The 23455-nt window shown below is 67.2% G+C and carries 18 protein-coding genes and 1 pseudogene; 4 read left to right on the forward strand and 15 right to left on the reverse strand.

Annotated elements, in window-relative coordinates; translation table 11 throughout:
• Position 1: 1 nt before the first annotated feature.
• Genes LOC57_RS08770 through LOC57_RS08780 form a run of 3 tightly spaced genes read right to left on the reverse strand, consistent with a single transcriptional unit; the run spans position 2 to position 3518 of the window.
• Positions 2-766, reverse strand: a complete 765-nt coding sequence (locus LOC57_RS08770) for an IclR family transcriptional regulator domain-containing protein (RefSeq protein WP_229959179.1) — start codon at positions 764-766, stop codon at positions 2-4.
• Between the two features lie 2 nt (positions 767-768).
• Positions 769-2625, reverse strand: a complete 1857-nt coding sequence (locus tag LOC57_RS08775) for a bifunctional sugar phosphate isomerase/epimerase/4-hydroxyphenylpyruvate dioxygenase family protein (protein WP_229959181.1) — start codon at positions 2623-2625, stop codon at positions 769-771.
• 20 nt (positions 2626-2645) lie between these two features.
• A complete protein-coding gene (locus LOC57_RS08780) occupies positions 2646-3518 on the reverse strand; it encodes a shikimate dehydrogenase (RefSeq protein WP_229959183.1) in 873 nt (290 codons plus the stop codon).
• A gap of 214 nt (positions 3519-3732) precedes the next feature.
• On the opposite strand from LOC57_RS08780, the gene LOC57_RS08785 reads away from it, so the two are divergent.
• Positions 3733-5088, forward strand: a complete 1356-nt coding sequence (locus LOC57_RS08785) for an MFS transporter (protein ID WP_227911268.1) — start codon at positions 3733-3735, stop codon at positions 5086-5088.
• Positions 5089-5098: 10 nt separating this feature from the next.
• Here the strand turns inward: LOC57_RS08785 and LOC57_RS08790 are convergent, their stop codons facing one another.
• The gene (locus LOC57_RS08790; protein WP_227911267.1) at positions 5099-6757 is read right to left on the reverse strand and encodes an ABC1 kinase family protein; all 1659 of its coding nucleotides are present in this window, start codon (positions 6755-6757) and stop codon (positions 5099-5101) included.
• A gap of 165 nt (positions 6758-6922) precedes the next feature.
• On the opposite strand from LOC57_RS08790, the gene LOC57_RS08795 reads away from it, so the two are divergent.
• Positions 6923-9214: a glycoside hydrolase family 3 C-terminal domain-containing protein gene (locus tag LOC57_RS08795; RefSeq protein WP_229959185.1), complete on the forward strand. Its 2292-nt coding sequence runs from the start codon at positions 6923-6925 to the stop codon at positions 9212-9214.
• A gap of 39 nt (positions 9215-9253) precedes the next feature.
• Here the strand turns inward: LOC57_RS08795 and LOC57_RS08800 are convergent, their stop codons facing one another.
• Entirely contained in the window at positions 9254-10360 is a 1107-nt protein-coding gene (locus tag LOC57_RS08800) for a glycosyltransferase (RefSeq protein WP_229959187.1), read from the reverse strand.
• A gap of 100 nt (positions 10361-10460) precedes the next feature.
• On the opposite strand from LOC57_RS08800, the gene LOC57_RS08805 reads away from it, so the two are divergent.
• Positions 10461-11366, forward strand: a complete 906-nt coding sequence (locus tag LOC57_RS08805; protein ID WP_229959190.1) for a glycosyltransferase family 2 protein — start codon at positions 10461-10463, stop codon at positions 11364-11366.
• On the opposite strand, the gene LOC57_RS08810 is transcribed toward LOC57_RS08805, so the two are convergent.
• From LOC57_RS08810 to LOC57_RS08835, 6 genes and pseudogenes are all read right to left on the reverse strand, one after another.
• Positions 11270-12421, reverse strand: a complete 1152-nt coding sequence (locus LOC57_RS08810) for a glycosyltransferase (RefSeq protein WP_229959192.1) — start codon at positions 12419-12421, stop codon at positions 11270-11272. The two genes, LOC57_RS08805 and LOC57_RS08810, sit on opposite strands and share 97 nt — an antisense overlap.
• Positions 12422-12434: 13 nt before the next feature.
• Positions 12435-13583, reverse strand: a complete 1149-nt coding sequence (locus tag LOC57_RS08815; protein ID WP_229959194.1) for a glycosyltransferase — start codon at positions 13581-13583, stop codon at positions 12435-12437.
• A 53-nt stretch (positions 13584-13636) separates the two neighbouring features.
• A complete protein-coding gene (locus LOC57_RS08820; RefSeq protein ID WP_227911260.1) occupies positions 13637-15169 on the reverse strand; it encodes an HNH endonuclease in 1533 nt (510 codons plus the stop codon).
• Between the two features lie 125 nt (positions 15170-15294).
• Positions 15295-15828 (reverse strand): annotated as a pseudogene (locus tag LOC57_RS08825) (SAM-dependent methyltransferase); the annotation flags it as partial.
• Positions 15829-15951: 123 nt separating this feature from the next.
• A complete protein-coding gene (locus LOC57_RS08830) occupies positions 15952-16401 on the reverse strand; it encodes an acyl-CoA thioesterase (RefSeq protein ID WP_227911259.1) in 450 nt (149 codons plus the stop codon).
• Between the two features lie 182 nt (positions 16402-16583).
• Positions 16584-17414: a hypothetical protein gene (locus LOC57_RS08835; RefSeq protein WP_227911258.1), complete on the reverse strand. Its 831-nt coding sequence runs from the start codon at positions 17412-17414 to the stop codon at positions 16584-16586.
• A 194-nt stretch (positions 17415-17608) separates the two neighbouring features.
• On the opposite strand from LOC57_RS08835, the gene LOC57_RS08840 reads away from it, so the two are divergent.
• Positions 17609-17956, forward strand: coding sequence for a VOC family protein (locus LOC57_RS08840; protein ID WP_227911257.1), 348 nt, complete (start codon positions 17609-17611; stop codon positions 17954-17956).
• A 42-nt stretch (positions 17957-17998) separates the two neighbouring features.
• Here LOC57_RS08840 and LOC57_RS08845 read toward each other — a convergent pair whose 3' ends face one another.
• The 4 genes from LOC57_RS08845 to LOC57_RS08860 all read right to left on the reverse strand — a co-directional run bounded on the left by LOC57_RS08845 (position 17999) and on the right by LOC57_RS08860 (position 23237).
• Complete coding sequence (locus tag LOC57_RS08845; protein WP_229959198.1) at positions 17999-19627, reverse strand: DUF4389 domain-containing protein; 1629 nt, start codon at positions 19625-19627, stop codon at positions 17999-18001.
• Between the two features lie 175 nt (positions 19628-19802).
• Positions 19803-21203 carry a dihydrolipoyl dehydrogenase gene (gene lpdA, locus LOC57_RS08850; RefSeq protein WP_229959200.1) on the reverse strand — a complete coding sequence of 467 codons (1401 nt, stop codon included), beginning with the start codon at positions 21201-21203 and terminating at the stop codon, positions 19803-19805.
• Positions 21204-21348: 145 nt separating this feature from the next.
• The gene (locus tag LOC57_RS08855; RefSeq protein ID WP_229959202.1) at positions 21349-22899 is read right to left on the reverse strand and encodes a carboxylesterase/lipase family protein; all 1551 of its coding nucleotides are present in this window, start codon (positions 22897-22899) and stop codon (positions 21349-21351) included.
• A gap of 122 nt (positions 22900-23021) precedes the next feature.
• Positions 23022-23237, reverse strand: coding sequence for a hypothetical protein (locus LOC57_RS08860; RefSeq protein WP_227926363.1), 216 nt, complete (start codon positions 23235-23237; stop codon positions 23022-23024).
• Positions 23238-23455: the final 218 nt, after the last annotated feature.

A 23455-nucleotide genomic window follows, 5' to 3' on the forward strand; every position in this document is an offset into this window, starting at 1 on the left:
ACTAGGCGCGGCCGCCGAGGTCCCTGCTGATCCGGTCCGCGGCGGCCCGCAGGTGCGGCAGCACAGTTTCTTCGATGTGTTCCTCCGGGGAACTGTGCAGCTGCAGGGACACGTTCGCTGCGGCGACCACTGAACCGTCGGCTCCGCGGACCGGCACCGCCACGCCCCGCAGTCCGTTTTCCAGTTCGTCCGCGACGCGCGAGAACCCTTCGGTTCCCGCGCGCCGCACTGCGTGCTGCAGTTCCGCAATGCTGCCGACCGTGCCGGCCGTGTACTGCATCAGCTGGACCGCAGCGAAGTACTCCTCCTGCTCGGCTTCCGGCAGTGCAGCCAGCAGCACCCGTCCCATGGAGGTGGCCCAGGCCGGGAAACGGGTGCCCACGTTGACCGCCACCCGCACCAACCGCGGCGAAGTGATCCGCGAAACGTAGACCACGTCACTGCCGTCCAGGATGCACAGCGATGTCGTCTCCCCCAGATCTGCGGACAACTGCTTTAGGTGCGGTTCGGCGGCGTGCGGCAGCGAAAGATGGGACAGGAAGGAGGCGCCGATGTCCAGGGTCCGCGGAGCGAGCCGGAAAGCGGTGCCGTCGTAGCCCAGATACCCCAGGTCCCGCAGGGTCAGCAGGAACCGCCGGGCCGCTGCCCGGCTGGTGCCGGCCGCAGCCGCAGCCGAACTGACCGTGTGTTCCGGAACGTCCTTGCTGAAGGCGCCGAGTACGGCGAAGGCCTTCTCCACGGACTTGACGTAGTAGCTGTCCTCCATTCTCAGCCGTCCTTCCGTGCCAGCGTGCCTTCGGCCGCCAGATACTGCGACGCCAGCCGGACCGGGGCGTTGGGTGCGCCGTAGCCGTCATAGCGGCCCCGCCGCTCCACCACTTCGAAGAACACGTTCCCCACGGTGGCCGTGTAGAAGTGCAGGAACTCGCCGTCGCCGTCTCGGTCGTACAGCAGGTTCAATTCCTGCAGCGCAGCCAGGAAGTCCGGCTCCAGCCGGAACCGGGCAGCGAGGTCCTCATAGTAGTTCGCCGGTACGGGCAGGAACCGCAATCCCCGGCCGGCGGCCTGCCGCGCAGCAGCGACCAGGTCGGTGCAGGCGAATGCGATGTGCTGGGGATAGCCGCCCGGTTCGGACTCGACCGCGAGCGGGGCGATGTTCAGGGCCAGCCGCACCCCGCCGGCGGTGCTGCGCATCACCTGGCTCCGGACCAGGCCCATCGGGCTCGGAACCTCCTGCGCAGCGGCAGCCGAGAGGGAAAGGGTGGCTTCGTAGAAAAGTACGGCTTCGTCAAAATGCTGCCACGGCTGGGACAGGTTGACGTGGTCGATGCCGGTGACCAGCGGCTCCGCGTCCGTGCCGGAGCCCGGATCCGCGCTGAACTCCCCCGCCCAGGCGGCCGTACCGTCCGCGGTGGCCTCGCAGAGGAAGACTTCGGTGCCGTCGGGCGCGTACACGGCCTGCAGCACCTGCTCATCCGCCTGGGTTTCGCGCGGCACCCGGCGGGTGCGCAGCTGCACGGCACGCGAGGCGGCGGCCAGCGGATCCTGCACGTCCAGGCCGAGGGCGGAGATGCCCGGTTCCAGTGCGCCGGCACCGTTGATGATGACCCTCGCCTGGCCCTGGGTCCACAGCTGCGCGGCTTTGGTCCGGTGCCGGCCGCCGAATTCGAAGCCGAGCTGGCGGAGCAAGGTGGATACAGTCTCCGGGTGCTCCGCCTTGACCTCGGCGAAGCTGAAGCCGCTGGGTTCGGCCACCGGCGGCAGGGCAGCCAGGGACATCGGATAGCGTGCCGCGCCGTCGTCCGCCGCCAGACGGGCGGCGGTGCGTTCCTGAAGCAAGGTCAGCGAACGCATGGCGTCCACGGCGGTGCCTTCCTCGGCCGTCTGCCGGAACACGTCATTAAAGATCTCCAGCGAGACCGGTCCGTCGTAGCCGGTGCGGACCAGATGCGCCATAAAGCCCGCCAGGTCAAAAGCGCCCTGGCCGGGGAAGACCCGATAGTGCCGGCTCCAGGACAGCACGTCCAGGGACAGTTTCGGGGCGTCGGCCAGCTGGACGAAGAAGATCTTCTCCGCCGGGATTTTTTCGATGGCTCCCGGGTCCCAGCCGCGGGAGAGGATGTGGAAGCTGTCCAGGCAGGTGCCGATGTTCGGATGCCGGGCCAAATCCACTATGCGCTGGGCGTGCTCGAAATCGTTGACGTAGCGGCCCCAGGCCAGGGCCTCATAGGCCACCTTCACGCCGTACCCGGCAGCAAGGTCTCCGAGGCTGCTCAACTGGCCGGCAGCCACGGCGTCGTCGTTAACGGTTGCCGTGCCCGCGTTGCTGCACAGCAGCATGGTCTCAATACCCAACCGGTTCATCAGCTCGAACTTGGCCCGGGCCCGCACCATGTTCGCCGCCAGTTCCTCACCACCCACGCCTTCGAAATCGCGGAAGGGCTGGTAGAGGTCCAGGCTGAGGCCGAGGCTCCCGGCCAGCGCGCGGATCTGTTCCGGGGTGGAGGGAGAAACCACCAGGTCCGGTTCGAAGATTTCGACGCCGTCAAAGCCGGCCGCAGCGCAGGCCCGCATTTTCTCTTCGAGGCTGCCGCTCAGGCAGACGGTGGCGATAGAGGTGCGCATGGGTGCTCCGGTTCCCGGCCTCAGCGGCCCTGGCTGATGAGTTCCGTGAAGTGGGCGTGCATCCGGGCGGGGTCGGGCCGGATGCCGGTGATGAGTTCAAAAGCGTCCACGGCCTGTCCCACGGCCATCCGGCCGCCGTCCAGTACCCGGCAGCCCTTGGCCCTTGCGCCGCGGACGAGTTCCGTGTCCACCGGGCGGTAAACCACGTCCGCGACCCACTGGGAGGGGTCCAGCAGGTCCAGGTCGACGGCGAGGCCGGGATGGGAGTGCATTCCCAGCGGAGTGGCGTGCACCAGTCCGTCCGCCCCGGGGAGCGCTGCGGGCAGGTCCCCGGGCGTGCCGGCGGTGATCTGCCGGCCGGGAAACAGATGCGTGAGGGCCGCTGCCCGGTCCGCGGCCCGTGCCGGCTCGAGGTCCAGGATGGTGAGCCGGCGGGTTCCGGCGGTCAGGAGTGCGTAGGACACGGCGGCGCCGGCGCCGCCGGCGCCCAGCTGCACTGCCGAGTCCAGCTCGGCGTCCGGCAGGCCATCCGCCAGGGCACTGCCGAAACCGGAGAAATCGGTGTTGTGCCCGATGAACCGGCTGTTCCGGATCAGCACGGTATTGACGGCGCCCAGCCGGGCGGCGTCGTCGGAGACGTCATCCAGCTCGGCCAGGACCAGCTGCTTGCAGGGATGGGTGACATTGAAGGCGTTGAAGCCCAGGTCCCGGCCCCAACGCAGCACCTCGCCGACATCGGTGCCGGGCCGCCCCAGCGTCAGGAGGTCGATGGGGCGGTAGATATAGCGCAGTCCCTGGTGGGCGGCTTCGCGCTCATGCATGGGCGGCGTGAGCGAGGCGGTGATGCCTTCACCGATCAGTCCGACAATGAATGTTTCATTGGTGCCGCTCATGGACCAGCTCCTCCCGCTGCATGATTCACCCGTCTCCGTGCCGTGACGGAGCATTCCCTGTGTAAGGGATTGCGCCTTGCCGGAGACTTCGCTGTGAGCTACATTACTTCACGTGTACGGATAATGCACAGGCGTGCGCTATCCGCACATGTTCCGCACAATCTCCTCCAGCACAGCTTCCCCTACCGCTTCCGCCCATGTCAGGAGAGATGCAATGGACGCATCCGCCCCCGCCGGATCAGCACCGGGCAAGACCCCGCGCAAGGCCGCGACTGCCAGCTTTATGGGCAGCGCCGTCGAGTATTACGACTTCTTCATTTTCGGCTCAGCTGCCGCCTTGATTTTTCCCCGCGTGTTTTTCCCGGACGCTGACGCCCAGGCGAGCGTGATGTCGCTCGCCACCTTCGGCTTCGCCTACGTGGCGCGCCCGGTGGGCGCCGTCATCCTGGGCCACTTCGGTGACCGGGTGGGACGCCAGCGCGTGCTGATGTTCACGCTGCTGCTCATGGGCGGTTCGACGTTCCTGATCGGCTGCCTGCCGGACTTTGGCACCATCGGCTGGTGGGCGCCGATCCTGCTGGTTTTCTGCCGCCTGATGCAGGGGCTGTCGGCCGCCGGCGAGCAGGCCGGCGCCAGCTCCATGACCCTGGAACACGCACCGGACAACCGCCGCTCCTTCTTTACCTCCTGGACCCTCACCGGTACCCAGGGTGGTCAGATCCTTGCCGCCATGGTCTTTATCCCCGTTGTCTCGCTGCCCGATGACATCAAATACAGCATCGGCTGGCGCATTCCGTTCTGGCTCAGCGCCGTGGTGGTAATAGTTACGTACTTCATCCGCCGGTCGCTGCACGAAACCCCTACGTTTACCGAAGCCAAGGAACGCAACGAACTTGCCAAGCTGCCGGTGGGCGTACTGCTGCAGAACCACTGGCGCGATGTCCTTCGGGTCATCTGCTGCGCCTTCATTGCTGCGGTGTCCACGGTGTACGGCACCCTCGCCATCAAGTACGGCACGGAAGTGGGCGACGTCGACGAGAACATCACGCTGTGGCTGGTGGTGGCCGGCAACGCCGTCGCCCTGCTGACACAGCCGCTCTTCGGCCGGGTGGCCGACCGGATCGGCCGCCGGCCCGTCTTTATCTATGGCGCCGTGTCCAGTGCGGTGATTATGCCCTTCTACCTGCTGTCCATGGAGTCGGGGAACACGCTGCTGCAGTTTGCCCTGTCCATCGCGGTGTTCTCCTGCGGCTACGCCGCGGCCAATGCCGTGTGGCCTTCCTTCTACGGCGAAATGTTCAGCGCCAACGTGCGTTTCTCCGGGCTGGCCATCGGCACCCAGCTCGGCTTCCTGATGGCTGGCTTTGCGCCGTCCATCGTTGCGGCGCTCGGCGGCCTGGACCCGGGCGGTTGGCTGGTGACCAGCGGTTTCACTGCGGTGATCTGCCTCATCGCAGCCGTCTCGGCCTTCACTGCAAGGGAGACCGCACACGTTCCGACGGCGAAGCTTGGCGAGGTTCCTGCGGCAGATCCCGCCCGCCCCGCCAGGGTGAAGCCCGTGATTCCCTGACCGTCTTCGGCTACAGGCCGCGGAGCCGCGTCCGGCGGGAGGTCCAGGCAATGTACCCGCCGAGCGCACCCGTGGACGCCAGCCCTGCGCTCATCAGCGGTGCCTGCCAGGACTTCCAGCGGGAGGAATCCCCCAGGGCCAGCTCGCCCACGCCGCGGATAAAGGCGGAGGCGAAAATGGCTGCGACCATGCGGTTGCCCACGCGCTCCAGCCGGATCACCAGCGGCAGCAGCTCCTCCGCCCGGATGTGGACCTCCATCCCCTCGAAGTCCAGGGTGTTTAGCAGCCGGCGGACCTGGTCCGGCAGCTCTGCGCCCAGTTCCAGGACCTCTGTACCCGCCCGGCCCAGCCGCCGGGCGTAGTTCACCGGGTTCAGCTGCTGCCGGGCCATCCGCCGGGCATACGGCCCCAGGACCGGGCCCAGCCGGAAGTCCGGGTCCAGCACTTCGCCCATCCCCTCGGTCATGATCAGCATGCGCAGCAAGAGCGCCATTTCCCGGGGCAGCTGGATGTGGTGCGTGCGCAGGATGCCCAGCCCGGTGGTGATGATGTTGCCCACCGGTGCGGTGTGCAGGTCCTTTCCCGAATACATCCGGATCAGCGGACCCAGGTCCATCCGCAGCTTGACCCGGTCCACCCGGACCCCGGAGGCATTGATGCGCACCAGCGCGTTGGCCATTCGTTCCGGATCCTGGCGGACAATCCCCACGAACAGGCCGGACAACTGGTTCCTCAGCCGTTCATCCACCTCCCCCACCATGCCGAAGTCGATCAATCCAACACTGCCGCCGGGCTCCACGAACAGGTTCCCGGGATGCGGATCGGCATGGAAGAAACCGTCGTCGAAAACCATCTGCATCTCACATGCAGTAGCTGCGCGGGCGAGCGCCGGGCGGTCTATGCCAGCTGCGTCGAGTGCGGCCGTGTCGGTGACCTTTGTCCCGCTGATGCGCTCCATGGTCAGCACCCGTGAGGTGGTGTAGTCCCAGTAGATGACCGGGATGGTGATGGCCGCGTTGTTTTCGAAGTTCAGCTGGAACCGGTCCGCGTTGCGTCCTTCCTGCAGGTAGTCCAGTTCTCCGCGCAGGGTGGAGGCGAACTCCTCCATCAGCCCGGTGACGTCATAGTCGCGCGCGGCTTCCCAGTGCTTGCTCGCCGTATTCGCCAGGTTCTGCAGGATCTCAAGGTCCTGGGCCACCTCCTCGGCGATTCCCGGCCGGCGAACTTTGACCACTACCTGCGTGCCGTCCCGAAGGGAGGCGGCATACACCTGGCCAATGGAGGCACTGGCCATGACGCTGGTGTTAAAGGACGCGAAAACTTCCAGGGGGTCCGCGTCCAGCTCCTGCCGCAGTTCCTCGTGGATCCGCGGCCACGGCACCGGCACGGCGTCGTCCTGCAGTTTGGCGAGCTCCTCCTGGTACTCCGGCGGCAGCAGGTCCGGGCGGGTGGAGAGCAGCTGGCCTATCTTCACGTAGGTGGGCCCCAGTTCCTCCAAGGCGGTGCGCAGGTATTCCGGGCGGGTCCGGCGCTGCCTGCCCTCATTCGGAGGTTGCTGCCGGCGGAACGGGAGCCGGCCTTCCAATCCCATGGCGGACACCAGGAACCCCAAACCGTTCCGGGAGAGTATCTCGGCGATCTGCCGGTACCGGTCCAGATGGCTAATCATTGATCTGCTCCGATCCGCCGACACGGCTCTGCGGCCAGGTGCATACCGAAACACTAGCCGCCGTGCCCAACCTCCGCACAGGTCCCGTGTGTATGCCCGGGCCCGGGCCCCCCAACGCGTTCGTGCTCTTCCGGCGGACCGTACCGGAGTCCTAGACTCCGGCACATGCCAATCCCCGCAGCCGGACCGCTCGGCGACTATCCCCGCACATCCGTACCCGGGCCACTGCCCGGACCTGTGGCGTCCCTGCCCATCGAGGAGAAACTCCTGCTGCTCTCCGGGGAAACCTTTTGGACAACGGCAGCTGCCCCGGCTGCGGGCATCCGTTCCCTGGTGCTCTCCGACGGCCCGCACGGAATCCGCCGTGCCCGCAGCGAGACGGAAGCCGGGATTGGTGATTCCCTGCCCGCCACCTGTTTCCCTGCCGAGTGCCTCACGGCCTGTTCCTGGGATCCGGAGCTGCTGGCGCTGCTGGGCACGGCGACGGCGCGGGAGGCGGCAGCTGCCCGGGTGGACGTGGTCCTGGGTCCGGGGCTGAACATCAAACGCACGCCGCTGTGCGGACGCAACTTCGAGTACTTTTCCGAGGACCCCCTGCTGGCCGGGCTGCTCGGTGCGGCTTGGATCCGTGCGGTGCAGGCCGTGGGCGTGGGCGCCTGCCCCAAGCATTTCGCCGCCAACAACCAGGAAGCGGAGCGGATGCGGATCGACGCGGCAGTGGATGAGCGCACCCTGCGTGAGATCTACCTGCGCGCCTTCGAAACAGTAGTACGCAGTGCCCGACCGTGGACCCTGATGGCCGCGTACAACAAGGTCAACGGCATCCACGCCGCGGAGAACGCCTGGCTGCTGGACACGGTGCTGCGCGGCGAGTGGGGTTTTGACGGCCTGGTGATGTCGGACTGGGGCGCCGTCACCGACCGAGCTGCGGCGCTCGCTGCCGGCCTGGATCTGGAGATGCCGGCCAGCAACGGGTTGGGAACAGCCGAACTGCAGGCCGGCCTTGACGCCGGGACGATAAGCCGGGACATGGTGGACACCTCCGTGGCACGGCTGGTGCAGCTGGGCGCACACACCGCTGGACCAGTGCGTGAACCGGTCGATCCGGCAGCACACCACCAGCTCGCCCGCCGAGCCGCGGCGGAGTCCATGGTGTTGTTGAAGAACGACGGCGGCATCCTCCCCTTCTCCCCGGACCTCCGGCTGGCGGTGGTGGGCGAACTGGCCCGGACTCCGCGTTACCAGGGCGCAGGGTCCTCGCAGGTCACGCCCACGCAGGTCAGCATTCCCCTGGATGTCCTGGCCGAACGGACAGCGGCAGCGGTGTTCGCGCCCGGGTACCGGCTGGACGGGACACCAGACGAGGCGCTGGTGGCCGAAGCCGAAACGGCCGCGGCCGCGGCCGATGCGGTGGTGTTTTTCCTCGGCCTGCCCGAGGACCGGGAGTCGGAGGGCTTTGACCGTCCGGACCTCGGCCTGCCAGCCAGCCAACTGGACACCCTGCGGGCAGTTCAGGCGGCGAACCCCTGGACGGTGGTGGTGCTGTTCAACGGAGGCGCAGTCGAAACCGAATGGAGCGAGCGGGTACCAGCGGTGCTGGAGGCATGGCTTCCGGGCCAGGCCTGCGGTGAAGCAGTGGCGGATGTACTGCTGGGGGACGTGAACCCCTCCGGGAAACTGGCGGAAACCTTTCCGCACCGGATCGAGGACACTCCCGCCTTTGGCAATTACCCCGGCGAGGCCGGCACCGTGCGTTACGGCGAAGGCCTGCTCGTGGGTTACCGCTGGTACGACGCCCGCGCCGTGGCACCGGCATACTGCTTCGGCCACGGGCTGTCCTACACCAGCTTCGCCTACAGTTCCCTCACGGTGGGGACCACCGATTCGGAAGCCGGACCGCTGCTCACGGTGGAACTCACGGTTACCAACGCCGGGGCGCGGGCCGGGGCCGAGGTGGTGCAGGTGTACTCCGGCGCTCCGGCTCCTGCATCTGGAACCGCGCCGCGGCAGCTGCGGGCCTTCAGCAAGGTGTTCCTGGAAGCGGGGGCGTCCGATACGGTGCTTTTCACCTTGCCGCTGACTGCCCTGGCACGATATGACACTGCCGCTCACCACTGGGTCACCGACGCCGGAGAATGCCGGATCGACGTCGGCTCCTCCTCGCGGGATATCCGGCTGACCGGCACCGTGGAGCTGCCCGGTGCCGGCAGTACCGGGGAACGGCACCCGCTCACGCTGAACTCGACCGTGTCGGAGTGGTTGGCGGATCCGCAGGGCCGCCAGCTGCTGGGCGGAATGGGCGGGGCGGGCGCCGGGGACGCCGGTCCTTCCGGGCTCGCCGGTGCGCTGGCGATGATGGGTTCGCTCCCGCTGCGGCGGCTGGCCCGGTTTCCGGGCAGCCCGCTGACGCCGGAGGTGCTCGCCGGTTTGGAGCAGGCACTGGCGCCGGGCCGATAGCCCCGGGCGGACCAGCCGGTCCGGCCGGGGCTGCCGGGGCTACCTGTCCAGGAGCGAGCGGTAGATCGCTTCGTGCGCTGCGGCCACCCGGCGGCGTTCGGCTGTCCGCTCTTCCCGGGTCAGCCCGGGCCAGGGCCGGTTGCCGTGGAGCTGCTTGAGGGCGTTGGCCAGCGACTGCGCGTCCAGGCCTTCTTCGTTGTGCACGAACTCGGTAACCGATAGCCGTTGCTGTGCGTAGAAGCCGCAGGACGGGGCCAGCACGCTGGTGCCCAGGTCAGTGCATGCCTCCAGCCAGCCCGAATGGGTTCCGAAGCGGTACGGCAGCACGGATACGTCCAGGCCCGAGAGGTAGTCCCAGAGCTGCGGTTCGTCGAAATAATCCCGGACCTGCAGTTCCAGCCGGCCGGCGTCGGCCGCCTCGGTGAGCCAGCGGTACAGTTCGGGGCGGTACTTGTCCCCCTCCGGCGTCAGGATGTCCGGATGTCCGTTGACCTGCAGGACCGCCCCGGGCAGCGCCTCCACGGCGTCGAGCAGGGACGGCAGGACGGCGCCCTCCATCATATTCGGGCGCAGGCTCTTCAGGTGCACTCCCACCCGGAATTCATTCCGCGGCGTCTCGGCGAGACGGCGGGCCTGCCGGCGTTCCAGTTCGTCCAGGTCCACCACATGCGGGTGCGGCAGCACGTGCGGCGCGCGCCCCCACCGACGTTCAACTTCGGCGGCAGCGCCCGGGGTGAGGGTAATCAGTTCATCGGCCGCGCGGATGAGGACATCCAGCTGCGCGTTATGCGCATCCGGCGTGAGGTGGTGCGGGTTGCGGAGGTCGTGGACCGTGTAGACCAGCGGCTTGCCCTGGGCTTTCAGTTCTTCCGTGACGGCGCGCAGGTCCTCCGGCGTGATGGCATCGAAGCCGAAGTGGATGTGCATGAGGTCAAAGCTGCCGGCGTTCTCCCGGATCCAGCCAGCGTCGAGCATGACCGGCGGCCACCACTTGGCTTCAGTGGACTGGCCCGGGTTGCGGGGATCCGGGTCCGGCAGCCGAACCACGCTGCCCGGCTCGCCGGGGACGGCGTCTGTGTGCCGAATGTAGACCTGGCTGTGCGGCACCGAAGCCACCCTGATGATCGAATCCCCAGCTGCGCTCATATGTACTTACTCCCGAAATCCGTCCCTGTGAAATCTGTCTTCAGTATACTTACTAGTTCGGGGTGTCCGGCGGGCGGGTGCCCTTCGGCGGAAGGGAAGAATGCCTGAGCAGCCCACCGGGGCCTACCGGCAGTTTTCGGTACTCATCATCAGTTCCGGCCGCGACGCCCATCTGGCGAACACGGTTCTGGGAATCAACAGGTCCACCCTCCTCCCGGCCGAAATTGTCCTCTGCTACATGAACCAGCCCGGTGCGGTTCCTCCGGCCAGCAGTGTGCCCCTGCGGGTAGTCCACCTGGACACCGGACCTGGTGCGCCGCTGCCGCTGGGTGCGGGCCGCAATGCCGCCGCAGCTGCAGCCCGTTTCCCTGTCCTGGTGTTCCTGGACGTGGACTGCATACCGGCCCCCACCATGTTCGAGGTGCTGCTGGCCGATGCGGGCCGGACCGGCGGCCTGGTCATGGCCGCACCGCGTTATCTGGCCGCAGGCGCCGACGTGGCCGCCTGGGCCGGCAGCGGCGACGCCGAGGTGCTCTTCCGGGACTCCATCGCGCACCATGCGCGGTCCGCGCTCGCGCCCGAACCAGGCCGGCCGGCGCTGCCCTCTGCGGAGTACGCCTTGTTCTGGTCCCTGGGTTTCGCTGTGGCGCAGGATGACTTCCACCGTATCGGCGGTTTTGATGAATCGTTCGCCGGCTACGGCGGCGAAGACACCGATTTCGCCTTCACGGCACGGCGCGAAGGGGTTCCGCTGGCGTTCTCCGCGGCGGTCATGTTCCACCAGCACCACGGGGTGCACCGGCCCCCGCTGCAGCACCTGGACTCGATTGTGGTCAACGCCCGGGCGTTCCGCCGCAAATGGGGGAACTGGCCCATGACCGGCTGGCTGGATGCTTTTGCCGAAGCGGGCTATGTCGCTTGGGACCCCGCAGGCAGTGACCTGCGGCTGCTGCGCTCGCCGGGCCCCGCCGAGCTGGCGGCCGTTCGGGTGGACGCGCCGTACTGACCGCCCGACACTGCCTGCTCCACGGCGGCGAGGAACCGGGCGCGGAAGTCCTCCACCGGCACCAGCAATGTCTTGGCCAGCTGTTCGGGATCCCCGTTCCGCAGCTGCTCCAGTGTGTGCTGCCAGTCCGGCACATCGGCGAAGGTCAGGGCTGAGGCGGCCCCCGCCGGCGTAAGCGCCCGGGCGAAAAGTTCCTGTTCGCGGAACGGCCGGGGCTCGGGGATCACCAGTACCGGCCGCCGCGCTGCGGCTGCGGCGGCGACGGCGTTGTGCCCGCCGGAGGTCACAATGACGTCCGACGCGGCCAGCCGGGGTCCCGGATCGGACACGACGCCGAGCAGCTGCACGTTGTCGGGCAGGTCCGTCGGCGCTCCGGCGGTGCGGCCCATCACTTCCCACTGCCAGTCCGGTGTGCGACGGGCGGCGCGAAGCAGATCGGACAGCTGCACTCCGCTGCCGCCAAGCGAGGTTTGCACGCTGACCGTCCGCGGGCGGACCGGAATGGATCCAGGCGCCGGCGCGCTGGCCGGTGCGAGCATGCCGAGGTAGCTGCTCTTGCCGCCGTGCTCCGCCAGATGTGACGGTTCCTCGATGCTCTCGGGGAAGTAGGCAATAAGGCCGTTGACCGATTCATAGGCGAGCCTGTGCGGTGTGTCCGTGCGCTCGCCGTGCATCCGCCGGTGGATGACCGGGTATCCGCACAGGCGGGCGAAGAGAGCGGTCTCCACGGACACGTCCACCACCACTACGTCGGGGGTGAACTCTTGCCATAGTTGGTGCAGCCGGGCAAACCGTTCCCGGACCAGCGGGGCTGCCGGTGCGTAGTGCAGGAAGCTGCCGGGGCCGGGGCCGAAGGGACCGTCGGGCCCGACGTCGGGCGGAAGGGCGGCGAACTGTGCACTGCCCGGGAGGGACGGGATGCCGCCGGGCGGAGCCGTGCCGGTGACCAGCAGCTCCACCGCGTCCAGGCGGGCAATGTTGACCGCGTGGCGCAGGTGTCCGGTGCCGTGGTGGTGGGCGTAGTACGCCACCCGGGGAAGGCGTGCAGAAGGCAAGTCCGGGCTCCGGTCAGCGCACCAGCGCGGTTGAGGCATCGGATGACGATGGCAGCCCGTCCGGCTGCAGCACGGACCGGATTTGGTCCTCGTAGCAGTCCACCATGACGGCGGCGCTGAAGCGGGACGCGGATTTGCGTACGCCGCGGCGGTCCAGGGTGCGGGCTGCGGTGACGGCGTCGGCCAGTGCGTCCGCGCCCAGCCCTTCAGCCAACCGGCCGCCATCGGCGTCGATGATTTCCGGCATGGCGCCCAGCGGCAGGGCAGCTACGGGGGTGCCGCAGGCCATTGCCTCCAGGGCGGTGAGCCCGAAAGGTTCGGACCAGACCGGCGAGGCGATAAATACGTCGCCGGACCCGAGGAATGCCGCCAGCTGCCGGTGGTCCAGGTGGCCTGCGTGCCGCACACCCCTGCCGAGGTGCGGAGCCACAACACGCTCAAAGTATTTGCGGTCGCTGATCGGCCCGGCGAAGTGCAGTTCCATCCCGGCCGCCCGGGCGGCGTCGATGGCAATATGCAGGCCCTTCTCCGGCGTCACCCTGCCGGCCCAAACGGCGACGCCGGTACGCTGCGCCGGGCCGGCGGGCCAGTCCGCCAGGCGGATGCCGTTGTGGACCACGTGCAGGTCCGGCAGGTGCGGCTGCCATCCGGTGGCGTTGCGTGCCGAGACGCTGAGGAACCGGTGCAGGGGCGAAAGCGGCGCCCGGCCGTCAACCACCGCGTCAACGATCCATGGCAGGGGCGGGGTGTGGAGGATGGTCAGCATGGGCACATCCGCCAGCTCGATGTAGGGCAGCAGGCTCAACGAGTTGTTGACGACGACGTCGAATCCGCCGTTACGCACCTCCTCGATGGCCCGGTGCAGCGCGGCATCCAACCTCTGCTGCTGAACGGACATTTCCTCCGGGGCAAGCCCGCGGCGGAATTCGAAGGACGCCTCCAGCACGGGCACGACGCGGCCCAACGAGTCGGACCCTTCCTTCGCGAACAACGTGACGTCATGGCCGCGGGAGGCGAACTCATCGGCCATGAGGGACGTGTGCATCTCGAGTCCGCCGAGGTAGGGGCTGGCGATCGGATGGTGCAGGTGGGACAGGACAGCTATCCGCAGCGCATTCCCCTCGGCCGCATGCCCCTGCGGCAGGGGGAACTCGATACTCATATTAGTAAGTATGCCTTGTATCCCCGGCGCGGCCCGGCATTGCCTTCCTGCGGCTACCGAAACCACGGGGCCGGGGTGCCGGGAAGCGGCGGGGCCGTTGACCGGTACCGATGGCCGGTTGGTGTGGTGATCTCCACAGTGTGCCGGCGGACAGTTGCGGCATTCCGGGCAGCAGCAGCCTTCCGGGCTGTGGAGCTCTGACCGGGTCCCGGGGCCCTTGGCTTTCCGGGACCGGACGCCCCGATGACTGTTGCCCTCCACCCTGGCGCTTCCTTGGCCTGGTTGCATGCCTCGCACAGCCCTTGGATATTGGCTGCCTGCGTAGGACCGTCGTCACGGTGCGGCCGAATATGGTCCTGGTGCCGGATCGGCGCATCACACCACGGGGTCCGGCACATCTGGTCCCGTACCGTGACAAGACGTGCCAGGGACGCCGGCACGAAACGCGCCTTCGAGTCCATAGCCAGCAGCTCCCCGGAACTCGGGGCCGTGTAGAGGCGGCGCAGCCAGAATCCGGGACAGGACTCCCCCGGCTCCCCCGTTTCCCCCGACTCCCCCGGCTTCCCTGTCTTCTGAGCCCTTCGACGGGCGCCCTTACCTGCCAGATCCCGCGCCCACGGCGCCGGCACTATTCCGTAGCCGGTCAAGTGTGCCGGCTCTTTATCCCCGGCCAGCAGGGTTCGGTCCGTCATTACCAGCTGCACTTCCACCGGCACCTGCTCAGCCTTTGCCTGGCCGGTGATGCGTTCGACCATGGTGTCGGCCATGATCTGGCCCCGACCGCGGGCATCGCCCCGGGCCCGCAACGAATCCGCAGCACGGCTCAGTGCCGCATACACCGCAACCCCCTGGGCCACCGGCAGCAGACCCGTCAGGTAGGTCATGGTGTCCGGAGCCGGACGGCAGGACACAAACCGGTCCGCCTCCGCCTTCGCCGCCCGCCGCACCAGCGCGGCCTGGTCAATCCGGTACGTGATCTTCCGGATCCTCGCGATCAGGCGCTGATCCCCCAATCCGTCCAACCCGGCAGGATCCCCGGCGATTTCCTGATCTACCAGTTGCCGGTCCGCCACGGACAGGCACGCGGTCTCGCGAACCAGCAGGGTCGCCCGCCACTCACTAATGTGGCCCTCCGACAACGCTTTAAGCGTGCACGGCATCTCCCGGGTCAAGGCCTTCGCGAAGCCAAGGATCCGTCCGCCCCGGGCCGGAGACTCACGCCGAGCCAACGCCACCTGCGCTCCAACGCCCACACCATGCTTCTCCGCCGGCAGCCCGGCCCGGGCATGAGCCGCACGCACGGACACGTCCAACGCCGCCGCCACCCGGGCCTGCGCCGCACACGCAGCAGCCTTCAGCTCCTCCAAAGCACGGAGCCGGTCAACAAGCCCTGCATCCGAATCAGCAGCAATCGCGGCCAGGGATTCCTCGGAGGCGAGCGCCCGGGACCAAGAGGCCACCTCAACCGGGGACGCAGCCTCCGCAGCGGAGGGACTTTGCCCGGCGGCAGACCGGGAAACAAGCGGGGTATGGTGACCCGAGAGGTCGGACGGAAAGCACTCCGCCACTTCCAATGATTCGAACATGTGTTCGATGGTATCCACTCCGCAGAGGGCCGCAACAAGTACTTTCTATCCTTGTGGAAAAGAACCAGCTTGCGGGGATCTGGGCGTCAAAGGCCCTCTGCGGGAGGAATAGTCAAGACCAGCGTTCAGTCATGCATGCCAGCGGCGGCGTCGTGCAGGACGAAGGTTGCAAACCCCAGCTCGCGCCGTGCGCCGCTCAGCCAGGCGTCGCGGTTCTCGCGTGCGGCGGCCAATGCCTCGTCACGATCCTCGGCCGTCGAAGCCTCCCGCACGGCCCAGTCGACGAGCGACCCGGTCCAGCTGAACTGGTAGTCGTCCCACTCGGCCAACGTGCTGACGTGCCCGTACGACGGCTCGAACCCGTACTCATGGATGGCTCGCACGAGGCCGGCGAGGCCGGCGAGGTCGGGATAGGCGTCGGCAGAAACCCCAAGTGCTGCCAGCGCGGAAGCCGACGGGGTGCCCTCCCAGATGCTGTCGCCGATCAGCGCTTGCCCACCGGGGCGCAGGTGCCTCCGGACAGCACCCAGCATGTCCTCCAACCGGCCGAAGGCGTGGCTGGCACCGACGCACAGCACCACGTCGAAGACCCCGTCGTTCCAGGTGGTGGCATCCGTCTCGATCCAGCGCACGCGGTCGCTCAGTTTCCGCTCCTCGTCACGCCGGGCGGCAGAGGATGGGAGCGCTCCATCTCAGCGATGCTACAGGCGGATTCAGGCGACGCCGCGTTGCCGGTTGCAGGCGCAGCCGGACGGTGGCGACGCTCGCGGCCCTGTAGGACCCTATGCGGAGAAGGGCTCCGCGTCGAGGGGCAGCGGCGGGAAGTGGTGGTTCGGCAGACGGTCGCGGTCGTAGCTGATGCTGGTGTAACCGTGAGGCGCGGGCTTGCCGTGCTCGTCCAGGTTCACGAAGACAATCTTGTCGATGGTCAGGATGCTGTGCCGGGTGATCATGTTCCGCACCTCGGCCTGCATGGTGAGCGAGGTCCGGCCAAACTTGGTGGCGGTAAGGCCCATCTCGATCAGGTCTCCCTGCACCGCGGAGCTGACGAAGTTGATCTCGGACATGAACTTGGTAACGACCCGCCCGTTACCCATCTGCAGGATCGCGTAGACGGTTGCCTCTTCGTCGATCCAGCGCAGCAGGCTTCCGCCGAACAGCGTGCCGTTGGCATTCAGGTCTTCGGGCCGGACCCACTTACGGGTGTGGAAATTGATGTTTTCTAGAGGCATATATTCAGCTTATCCACAGCCCGGACGCGGACCCGACGGATCCGCCGATGCCTTGCTCACAGACCGGTGTTAGCTCCCTGACGGTGCTGTGGCGCCCGTCCTGCGCAGCCCCGTCCCCAGCCGCCCGTCCCGCGCCGCCCCCGGACGACGACGGCGCTCACGCGGCGCTCGTGCGGAACGGGCTAGTCGGGCCGTTCGTTGAGCAGGTCGCCGAGCTGCGTAAGGTCTCCGTCCGGCGGAACGGCCAGGCACTCCACGACGTCGGACTGCACGAGCGCGTCTATCAGCGCGGCCGAGCCGCCCACGAGCGTGGAATCGAAATCGATCTCAGTGGCCAGGAACCACTGCCTGTCCTTGGGCCACAGCAGGTTGGGACTTTGCAGACCGTCCCAGCCGCTGGCTTCCTGCCAGCGGGGATCCGCGAAAAGGGAAAGCCCGGCGTTAAAGAGCAGGTACTTCCGGCCCGGCAGTTCGAGCCGGGTCGCACCGAACACCCCTGCTTCGCCGAACGGCGGCGAGGCCGGTTCCGTGCGGCTCCGGCCGTCGGTGCCCACGGTGTGGCGCACCTCCGCACCGCTCACCCACCCCCAGCCCTCCCACAGGCCGGCAAGGCACTCTTCCGGCGTGCTTGTGTGGCCGGCGAGGATACGGGCCACTTCGGCCAGTGAGCCGGTGGCAAGGGAGCCGACCAACGGGTCTTCGTACTGCCAGCCGGGCTCGTTCCACACCGGGTTCCGGTAGCCGGCCAAGACGGAGTCCCACTGCATCAGCGGGTGGGCTACCGTACCGCGTTCCTGCGCCAGTTCGCTCCACAGCAGCCGTCGGGACTCCACTACCTCGGGATAGTCCTGGTCCCAGGACATCAGTTGGGCGTGGATCGGATGGAATATCCGCGCATAGGCTTCGAACCCGCCGGGCACTGTTCCGGTAACGGTGCCCGGCGGTGCCAGCAGCTCCGTAATCCAGAGACCGGCATCCGAATCGGCGAGTGGACCCTCCAGCGGCGTCGTCATGCGGCCAGTATGCCCTAACCGGCAGCAGGAATGGTGCCGCTCCCGCGGACCGCGCGCCCCGCCCGGCGGCCTGCGGGATCCTGCCGGCGGGATCCTGCCGGTGGCAGTGCTGTAAGTTGGCCTCACTTCCGGACGGCACTGAAATCGATGCGCCCGGGACACCTCGACCGCCGAAACGACAGGACTTTCCCATCATGACCAGCAGGATTTCCACAGTGCATCTGGACGCCGTCGACGCCGATGCCTCCGCATCCTTCTGGCAGCAGGCGCTGGACTGGGACCTCACCGTTGAGGACGGCTTGTACAGCCTCACGGCCAAGGACGGCACGGGACTGGACCTGGACATCATGGCGGTACCCGAGGGCAAAACCGTGAAGAACCGCCTGCACCTGGACCTGGTGGCGGACGGCTGCACCCAGGAGGAAGAAGTGGAGCGGCTGATCGCACTTGGCGCCCGGCGGGTGGATGTGGGCCAGGAGCCCGGGGTGACCTGGGTGGTGATGGCTGATCCCGAGGGCAACGAATTCTGCGTGCTCGGCTAATCGTTCCGGGTTGGGCGGCACGGCACCTGGGCTGCACGGTACCTACTGCTGGTTTGGTGGACGTTCGACGCCGGCCGGGGGCAGGTCGCGGGCGTCTGCCGGCCCCTGGTCCAGCCGGAACGGCGGATATTCGTCCCGCAGGAGTGCGGTGTAGGCCAGCACCCGGTAGGACCAGCGCTGCAGCCCCATGATGAAGTCGAACAGCTGGCGGGGGTAGCGGCTGGTGAAGAGCAACGCCAAGGCGGCAATGAACACCAGCAGGCCCAGCAGTGAGAAGCCTGCCGTCACCCACTCCGTGGCGCCGAACCCGCCGGGACCGTCGTTCCAGCGGACCCCGCCGGGACCGTACCCGTCCGGCCCGTACCCGTTTGGCCCGCCGAAATACCGCGGTGCGCGCACCAGCATCAACGATGTTCCGCTGAAGGCCCCGACAATCAGGGCTTGGGGAATAACGAGCAGCCACCACTTCACCAGGACCAGCCCGCGGGACATGCGCTCGGGGTAGTCGACGTCGAAATCCGCAGGGTAGTGCTCCCGTTCCAAACTGAACGGCGGATAGCGGTCGGTGCCGAGCACCCCCGTGGCATAGAACGCCACCCGCCAGCTCCACCGGATCACCCCCACATTGAAGTCAAAGAGCGGCCGCGGATACCGGGCAGTGAACAGGATCGCGAAGCCGGCCACTACGGTGGCAATCCAAAAGGCGATCCACAGGAAGGACAGCAGGAAGAAGTGAGGAATGGCCAGGAACCACTTCACCAGCCACAACCAGCGGGACAAACCCGGATCCAATTCGCCGTAGAGGCGCGCCGGATAGGGAGCTCCCCCGCCGGGTCCGCCACCATCGGGTCCGCCGGCATCGGGTCCGCCGGTGACGGCTGAATCCGGGCCGGGAGCACTTCCCGCCGCCCTGGCGCCGGACGGAGCGGGGAGGGGCGCGGTCGCCCCAACCGGCCGGTACCCGTAGGCACCGCCGGGGACCGGCCCCGGATACCCGCCGGCCGGCGGGTACGCCCCCCGTTTCCGTCCGGCGAGGATCGCTGCGAGGATCAGCGCCACTCCCAGAAGGAACAACACCACGGCACCGATCAGCAGCCACACGGCGGCCACACCAAACAGGTCCGACCGAAAGCCGGCCTGCAGTTCGGCGGTAACCTGCGGGGACGCGTCGGCGTTCATCACCACAACAATCCAGTCGCCCTCCGTCGGCGCCCAGTTAATCTCCTGGGGCCCGCTGCCCGCAGCGGAAGCCACCCAGAAGTCCTGCATCCCCGGCGGGGACGGTACCTCCGTGCCCGCCGTCCGCCGGTAATCGACCCGGAACGGGTTGAACCTCACCTCGTCAATTTCGGCGCTCGCCACCCCGTCGAGATACCGCCGTACCTCAGCTTCGGCGCCGATCCCAATGAACAGGTCGCCGTCTACCCCGGTGCCGCGCACCTGCAGGGATGCGATGTCCTCATTGCCGTCCGCGCCCGGGCCGATATCCGCGGAGCCGGTGGTGATGGCGTAGGAGTTGACGCTGTAGGTCTCCTCCGGCACCGACAGGTAGCCGTTGTCGCGCTGGGCTCCGGCGATCAGCCCCACCGCCGCAGCCGCCGCACCCAATCCAAGCCCAATGAGGACCAGCAGCGCCCCAATAACAATCATGACGATTCTGCCAGGGTTCATGGCCGTGCCCTTCTCGCATCCCAGCCGTGGCAGGCACGGTCCGGACGCCGTGGGTGCCTGATTCCAGCGTTCGCGCCGCCGCACACAGTGTCAAGGAATACCAAGACCAAGCCCCGGGCCAGTGCCGACCCGAACCCGAACCCGAACCCGCCTATTCAGCACAAGGCGGCAGCCGTCAGAAGTTGATCATGTGGCCGGTCAGCCCGTGGAAGGCTTCCTGCAGTGCCTCGCTCAGCGTCGGGTGGGTGTGCACGTTGCGGGCCAGTTCAGCTGCGGTGAGGTCCCACTTCTGCGCCAGCGTGAGCTCGGGGAGCAGCTCGGAAACATCGGGGCCGATCATGTGCCCGCCCAGCAGTTCGCCGTATTTGGCGTCGGCCACCAGTTTCACGAAGCCCACCGGCTCCCCCAGCCCGTGGGCCTTCCCGTTAGCGGTGAAGGGGAAGGTGCTGACCAGGACGTCGTGGCCCTCGTCGCGCGCCTGCTGCTCGGTGAGCCCGAAGCTGGCGACCTGCGGCTGGCAGAACGTGGCCCGCGGCATCATCCGGTAGTCCCCCAGCGGCAAGGTCTCCGCGGCACCGATGGTTTCAGCAGCCACCACACCCATGGCTTCCGCCACGTGCGCGAGCTGCAGCTTGCCGGTCACGTCGCCGATGGCGTAAATGTGCGGCACGTTGGTGCGCATGTACTCGTTAATGCCGATGGCACCGCGGTCGGTCAGCTGGACGCCGGTCTTATCGAGCCCGTAGCCCTCGGTCCGCGGCGCAAAGCCGATGGACAGCATGACCCGGTCCGCCTCGATGCTGCCCTGCTGGCCGTTCTTGTCCGTATAGGTGACAGCCACGGAGGACCCGTTGTCCTGGATTGTTTCCACCTTGGTGGAAGTGAGGATGGGAATGCCGAGCTTCTTGTACTGCTTGGTGATCTCCTTGGAAATGTCCACGTCCTCATTGGGCAGCGCGCGGTCCAGGAACTCGATGATGGTGACGTCCACTCCGTAGCTGCGCAGCACGTAGGCGAACTCCATGCCAATGGCACCGGCCCCGACAATCACCATCTTTTTCGGCAGGTCCCGGTCCATGATCTGGGCTTCATATGTGACGACGTTCTCGCTCAGCTCCACTCCGGGCAGCAGGCGGACGTAGGTGCCGGTGGCGAGGATGGCGTTGTCGAACGTGATGGTCTCGGTACCTCCCTTGGAGAGGCTGACCTCGATGGTGTGGTCATCGGAGAACACGCCGTGGCCGTCGTATTCGGTGATCTTGTTTTTCTTCATCAGAAAGTGGACGCCCTTGACGCGCCCGTCCGCCACCTGCCGGCTGCGGTCAAAGGCAGCGCCGAAGTCAAAGCTCACCTCACCGCTGATGCCGAACGTCTTGGCCTGGTTGGTGAAAATCTGTGCAAGTTCCGCGTTGCGCAGCAGCGCTTTGGAAGGAATGCAGCCGACGTTCAGGCATACGCCGCCCCAGTACTTCTCCTCCACAATCGCAGTCTTCAGGCCCAGCTGGGCCGCCCGGATCGCGGCCACATATCCGCCCGGTCCGGCTCCGAGAACAACGAGGTCGTAATGTTCACTCATGCTGACTAACTCTCCTTAGCTGCGGTGCGGGACAAGCTGCGGGGCGGGAAAATCATAAGCCGGCTTAAGACTCTCACGCATGGGCCGCGAGGGGCACCGGTTCGCGTGCCGGATCCGGCACGCTGCCCGATCAGATGCCGCCGGATCAGACGTAACCCCGATAGCCCGCCCAGGCCCGCCGCCGTTCGGGAAACGGGTCGGACTCGATCCGGTCGGACTTGTCGAAGACACGGGTATGCCGGTGGATCTCGTCGTAGCCGGGCCAGTCCACGCCCGGATGGGAGTGCCGGGCCAGGCTGAGCAGGGACCCCTGGAAGCGCTGCGACAGGGCCCTGAGTTCCTCGGCGCCGCCGAGCAGGGAGAGGGCCCTGGCCATCCCGGTCCGGGTGTCCCCGAACATCACCGGAACATCAAAGGAATGGGTGGCACCGAACCCGAGCAGGTTCATCATGGGCGTGGCGTAATCGTAGCGGTACGCCCATGTTGGTGCGGTTCTGGAATGGCCCTCGGCCACCATCTGGCTCGGATACCAGAAGACCAGGTCACCGCTGATGTCCACTGACCGCTGCCGTGAGGGATACCCGGGGTAGGCGGCCACTACCCGGTCCCGGGCCAGCGGATCCGTACCGGCGAACATCTTCTCGATCCGCTCCGGTGTGGACGGCAGGATATTCGAGACCTTCGCGAACAGTGCCCCCTCCCGTGCCATGGTGCCCAGGACCAGCGGAACAGGGTTGGAATCCCCGTCCAAAAAGGCGTCGATTGGGTGCTTCGGCAGGAAGTCCCCGTCAATGACAGGGGAAACGCTCAGCGTGCCGGGTTGCTTCACCGGCCCGATTTTCGTGGTCATCTTCCGCGTGGCGTCCACCAGTTTCGCGGCGCTGATCGAGGTCAGTGCCTCGGCCGCACGGGCGGGGCGGATGCCGAGAATCTCCAGCAGGTCCTCGGCCCACGCCGCGTGCATTTCCGGATAGTAGGCTCCCGACGGCGCGGGGCTCTGCGCGTAGGCCTGATGGAACAACGGTGCCGCTCTGGGGATGCACATCAGCGAGGTTACGGCGATGGCCCCGGCCGACTCTCCAAAGAGGGTGACGTTGTCCGGGTCTCCGCCGAACGCTTCAATGTTCTGCTGCACCCATTCGAGCGCGGCAACCTGGTCCCGCAGGCCCATATTGGCGTCAAAGGGCCGGTCAGGAGTGGAATAAGCGCGGAAATCCATGAACCCCAGGGCACCGATGCGGTAGTTCAGCGATACGTAGAGCACATCGCCGTCGCGCACCAGGTTGGTACCGCGGTAGGTGGGTTCCGCTGACGACCCGGAGCTGAACGCACCGCCGTACAGGTACACGAGGACCGGGCGCAGGGAGTCCGAGGGCTCCAAGGGCGCCGTGACGTTCAGGCTCAGGCAGTCCTCGTCCATCGGCACCCGCCGGTGGCTGCCGGTCAGGTTCGGCGCCTTGGACTGCGGCGGGACAGCACCGAAGGAGCGTGCATCCCGGATTCCGTTCCAGCTTTTCGCCGGTTGCGGAGCGCGCAGCCTCAGTTCCCCCACGGGCGGAGCAGCGTAGGGTATGCCCCGCCAGGTGCGCACACCATGCTCTGCGATTCCCTGCACCAGCCCATTGCTGGTCTCGACTACCAATGAGGCCACGTCTATAGCCACGATCGACTCTTTCCAGCCGGCGAAGACCTGCACGCTTGCGACTATCCACCATAGCCGCGGCATACCGGGGTCACCAGATGCGGGCTTCCGTGCGGGCTGCAGCTACACCATTTGGGTACTGCGGCCTTTAGTGGAGCTGGGTATCCGGCCGGGAACTACGCTGCAGCGGCAAGCCGGTGCGCGGGGCTTCGGCGGACGGCCGCACTGCTCCGCCGGGACTCCCGCCGGTGAACCGCCACTTCCTTGGCGCACAGCAGGGCAACGGCGATGACGTTGAGGGCAATCTTGGTGCCGGTGGACCAGTCGGTCCCTACGCACAGGAGCCAGACGGTGATCAGGACCGGCAGGTCCGCCGTCTTCAGCGCCTTCACTGCGCTGTTCCTGCGTGTGCTTTTCCTGCACTTACAGATAGGGCACAGCGGCTTTCCCTGCCACTGTGCACAAAGGCTGCTCCGCAGCCGGCATTTCCAATCCATGGAGCCATGAGGACACTTCTTCCGTGAAATCGCCCGAGACCTAAGTATCTGCGTCCCTGCAGGGACGCAACATAACATAATTTGTATCACATACCTACGTATTCCACGGCACA

Source organism: Arthrobacter sp. zg-Y750 (assembly GCF_020907365.1).
In the GTDB taxonomy this organism is placed as follows: domain Bacteria; phylum Actinomycetota; class Actinomycetes; order Actinomycetales; family Micrococcaceae; genus Arthrobacter_B.

Bases quoted from the DNA above. Each gene is read 5' to 3' on its own strand.
- LOC57_RS08775 (WP_229959181.1), bottom strand. From the start codon at position 2,625: ATGCGCACCTCTATCGCCACCGTCTGCCTGAGCGGCAGCCTCGAAGAG.
- LOC57_RS08845 (WP_229959198.1), bottom strand. From the start codon at position 19,627: ATGAACCCTGGCAGAATCGTCATGATTGTTATTGGGGCGCTGCTGGTC.
- LOC57_RS08770 (WP_229959179.1), bottom strand. From the start codon at position 766: ATGGAGGACAGCTACTACGTCAAGTCCGTGGAGAAGGCCTTCGCCGTA.
- LOC57_RS08830 (WP_227911259.1), bottom strand. From the start codon at position 16,401: ATGCCTCTAGAAAACATCAATTTCCACACCCGTAAGTGGGTCCGGCCC.
- LOC57_RS08820 (WP_227911260.1), bottom strand. From the start codon at position 15,169: ATGTTCGAATCATTGGAAGTGGCGGAGTGCTTTCCGTCCGACCTCTCG.
- LOC57_RS08790 (WP_227911267.1), bottom strand. From the start codon at position 6,757: ATGATTAGCCATCTGGACCGGTACCGGCAGATCGCCGAGATACTCTCC.
- LOC57_RS08835 (WP_227911258.1), bottom strand. From the start codon at position 17,414: ATGACGACGCCGCTGGAGGGTCCACTCGCCGATTCGGATGCCGGTCTC.
- lpdA (WP_229959200.1), bottom strand. From the start codon at position 21,203: ATGAGTGAACATTACGACCTCGTTGTTCTCGGAGCCGGACCGGGCGGA.
- LOC57_RS08800 (WP_229959187.1), bottom strand. From the start codon at position 10,360: ATGAGCGCAGCTGGGGATTCGATCATCAGGGTGGCTTCGGTGCCGCAC.
- LOC57_RS08780 (WP_229959183.1), bottom strand. From the start codon at position 3,518: ATGAGCGGCACCAATGAAACATTCATTGTCGGACTGATCGGTGAAGGC.
- LOC57_RS08815 (WP_229959194.1), bottom strand. From the start codon at position 13,583: ATGAGTATCGAGTTCCCCCTGCCGCAGGGGCATGCGGCCGAGGGGAAT.
- LOC57_RS08805 (WP_229959190.1), top strand. From the start codon at position 10,461: ATGCCTGAGCAGCCCACCGGGGCCTACCGGCAGTTTTCGGTACTCATC.
- LOC57_RS08795 (WP_229959185.1), top strand. From the start codon at position 6,923: ATGCCAATCCCCGCAGCCGGACCGCTCGGCGACTATCCCCGCACATCC.
- LOC57_RS08785 (WP_227911268.1), top strand. From the start codon at position 3,733: ATGGACGCATCCGCCCCCGCCGGATCAGCACCGGGCAAGACCCCGCGC.
- LOC57_RS08840 (WP_227911257.1), top strand. From the start codon at position 17,609: ATGACCAGCAGGATTTCCACAGTGCATCTGGACGCCGTCGACGCCGAT.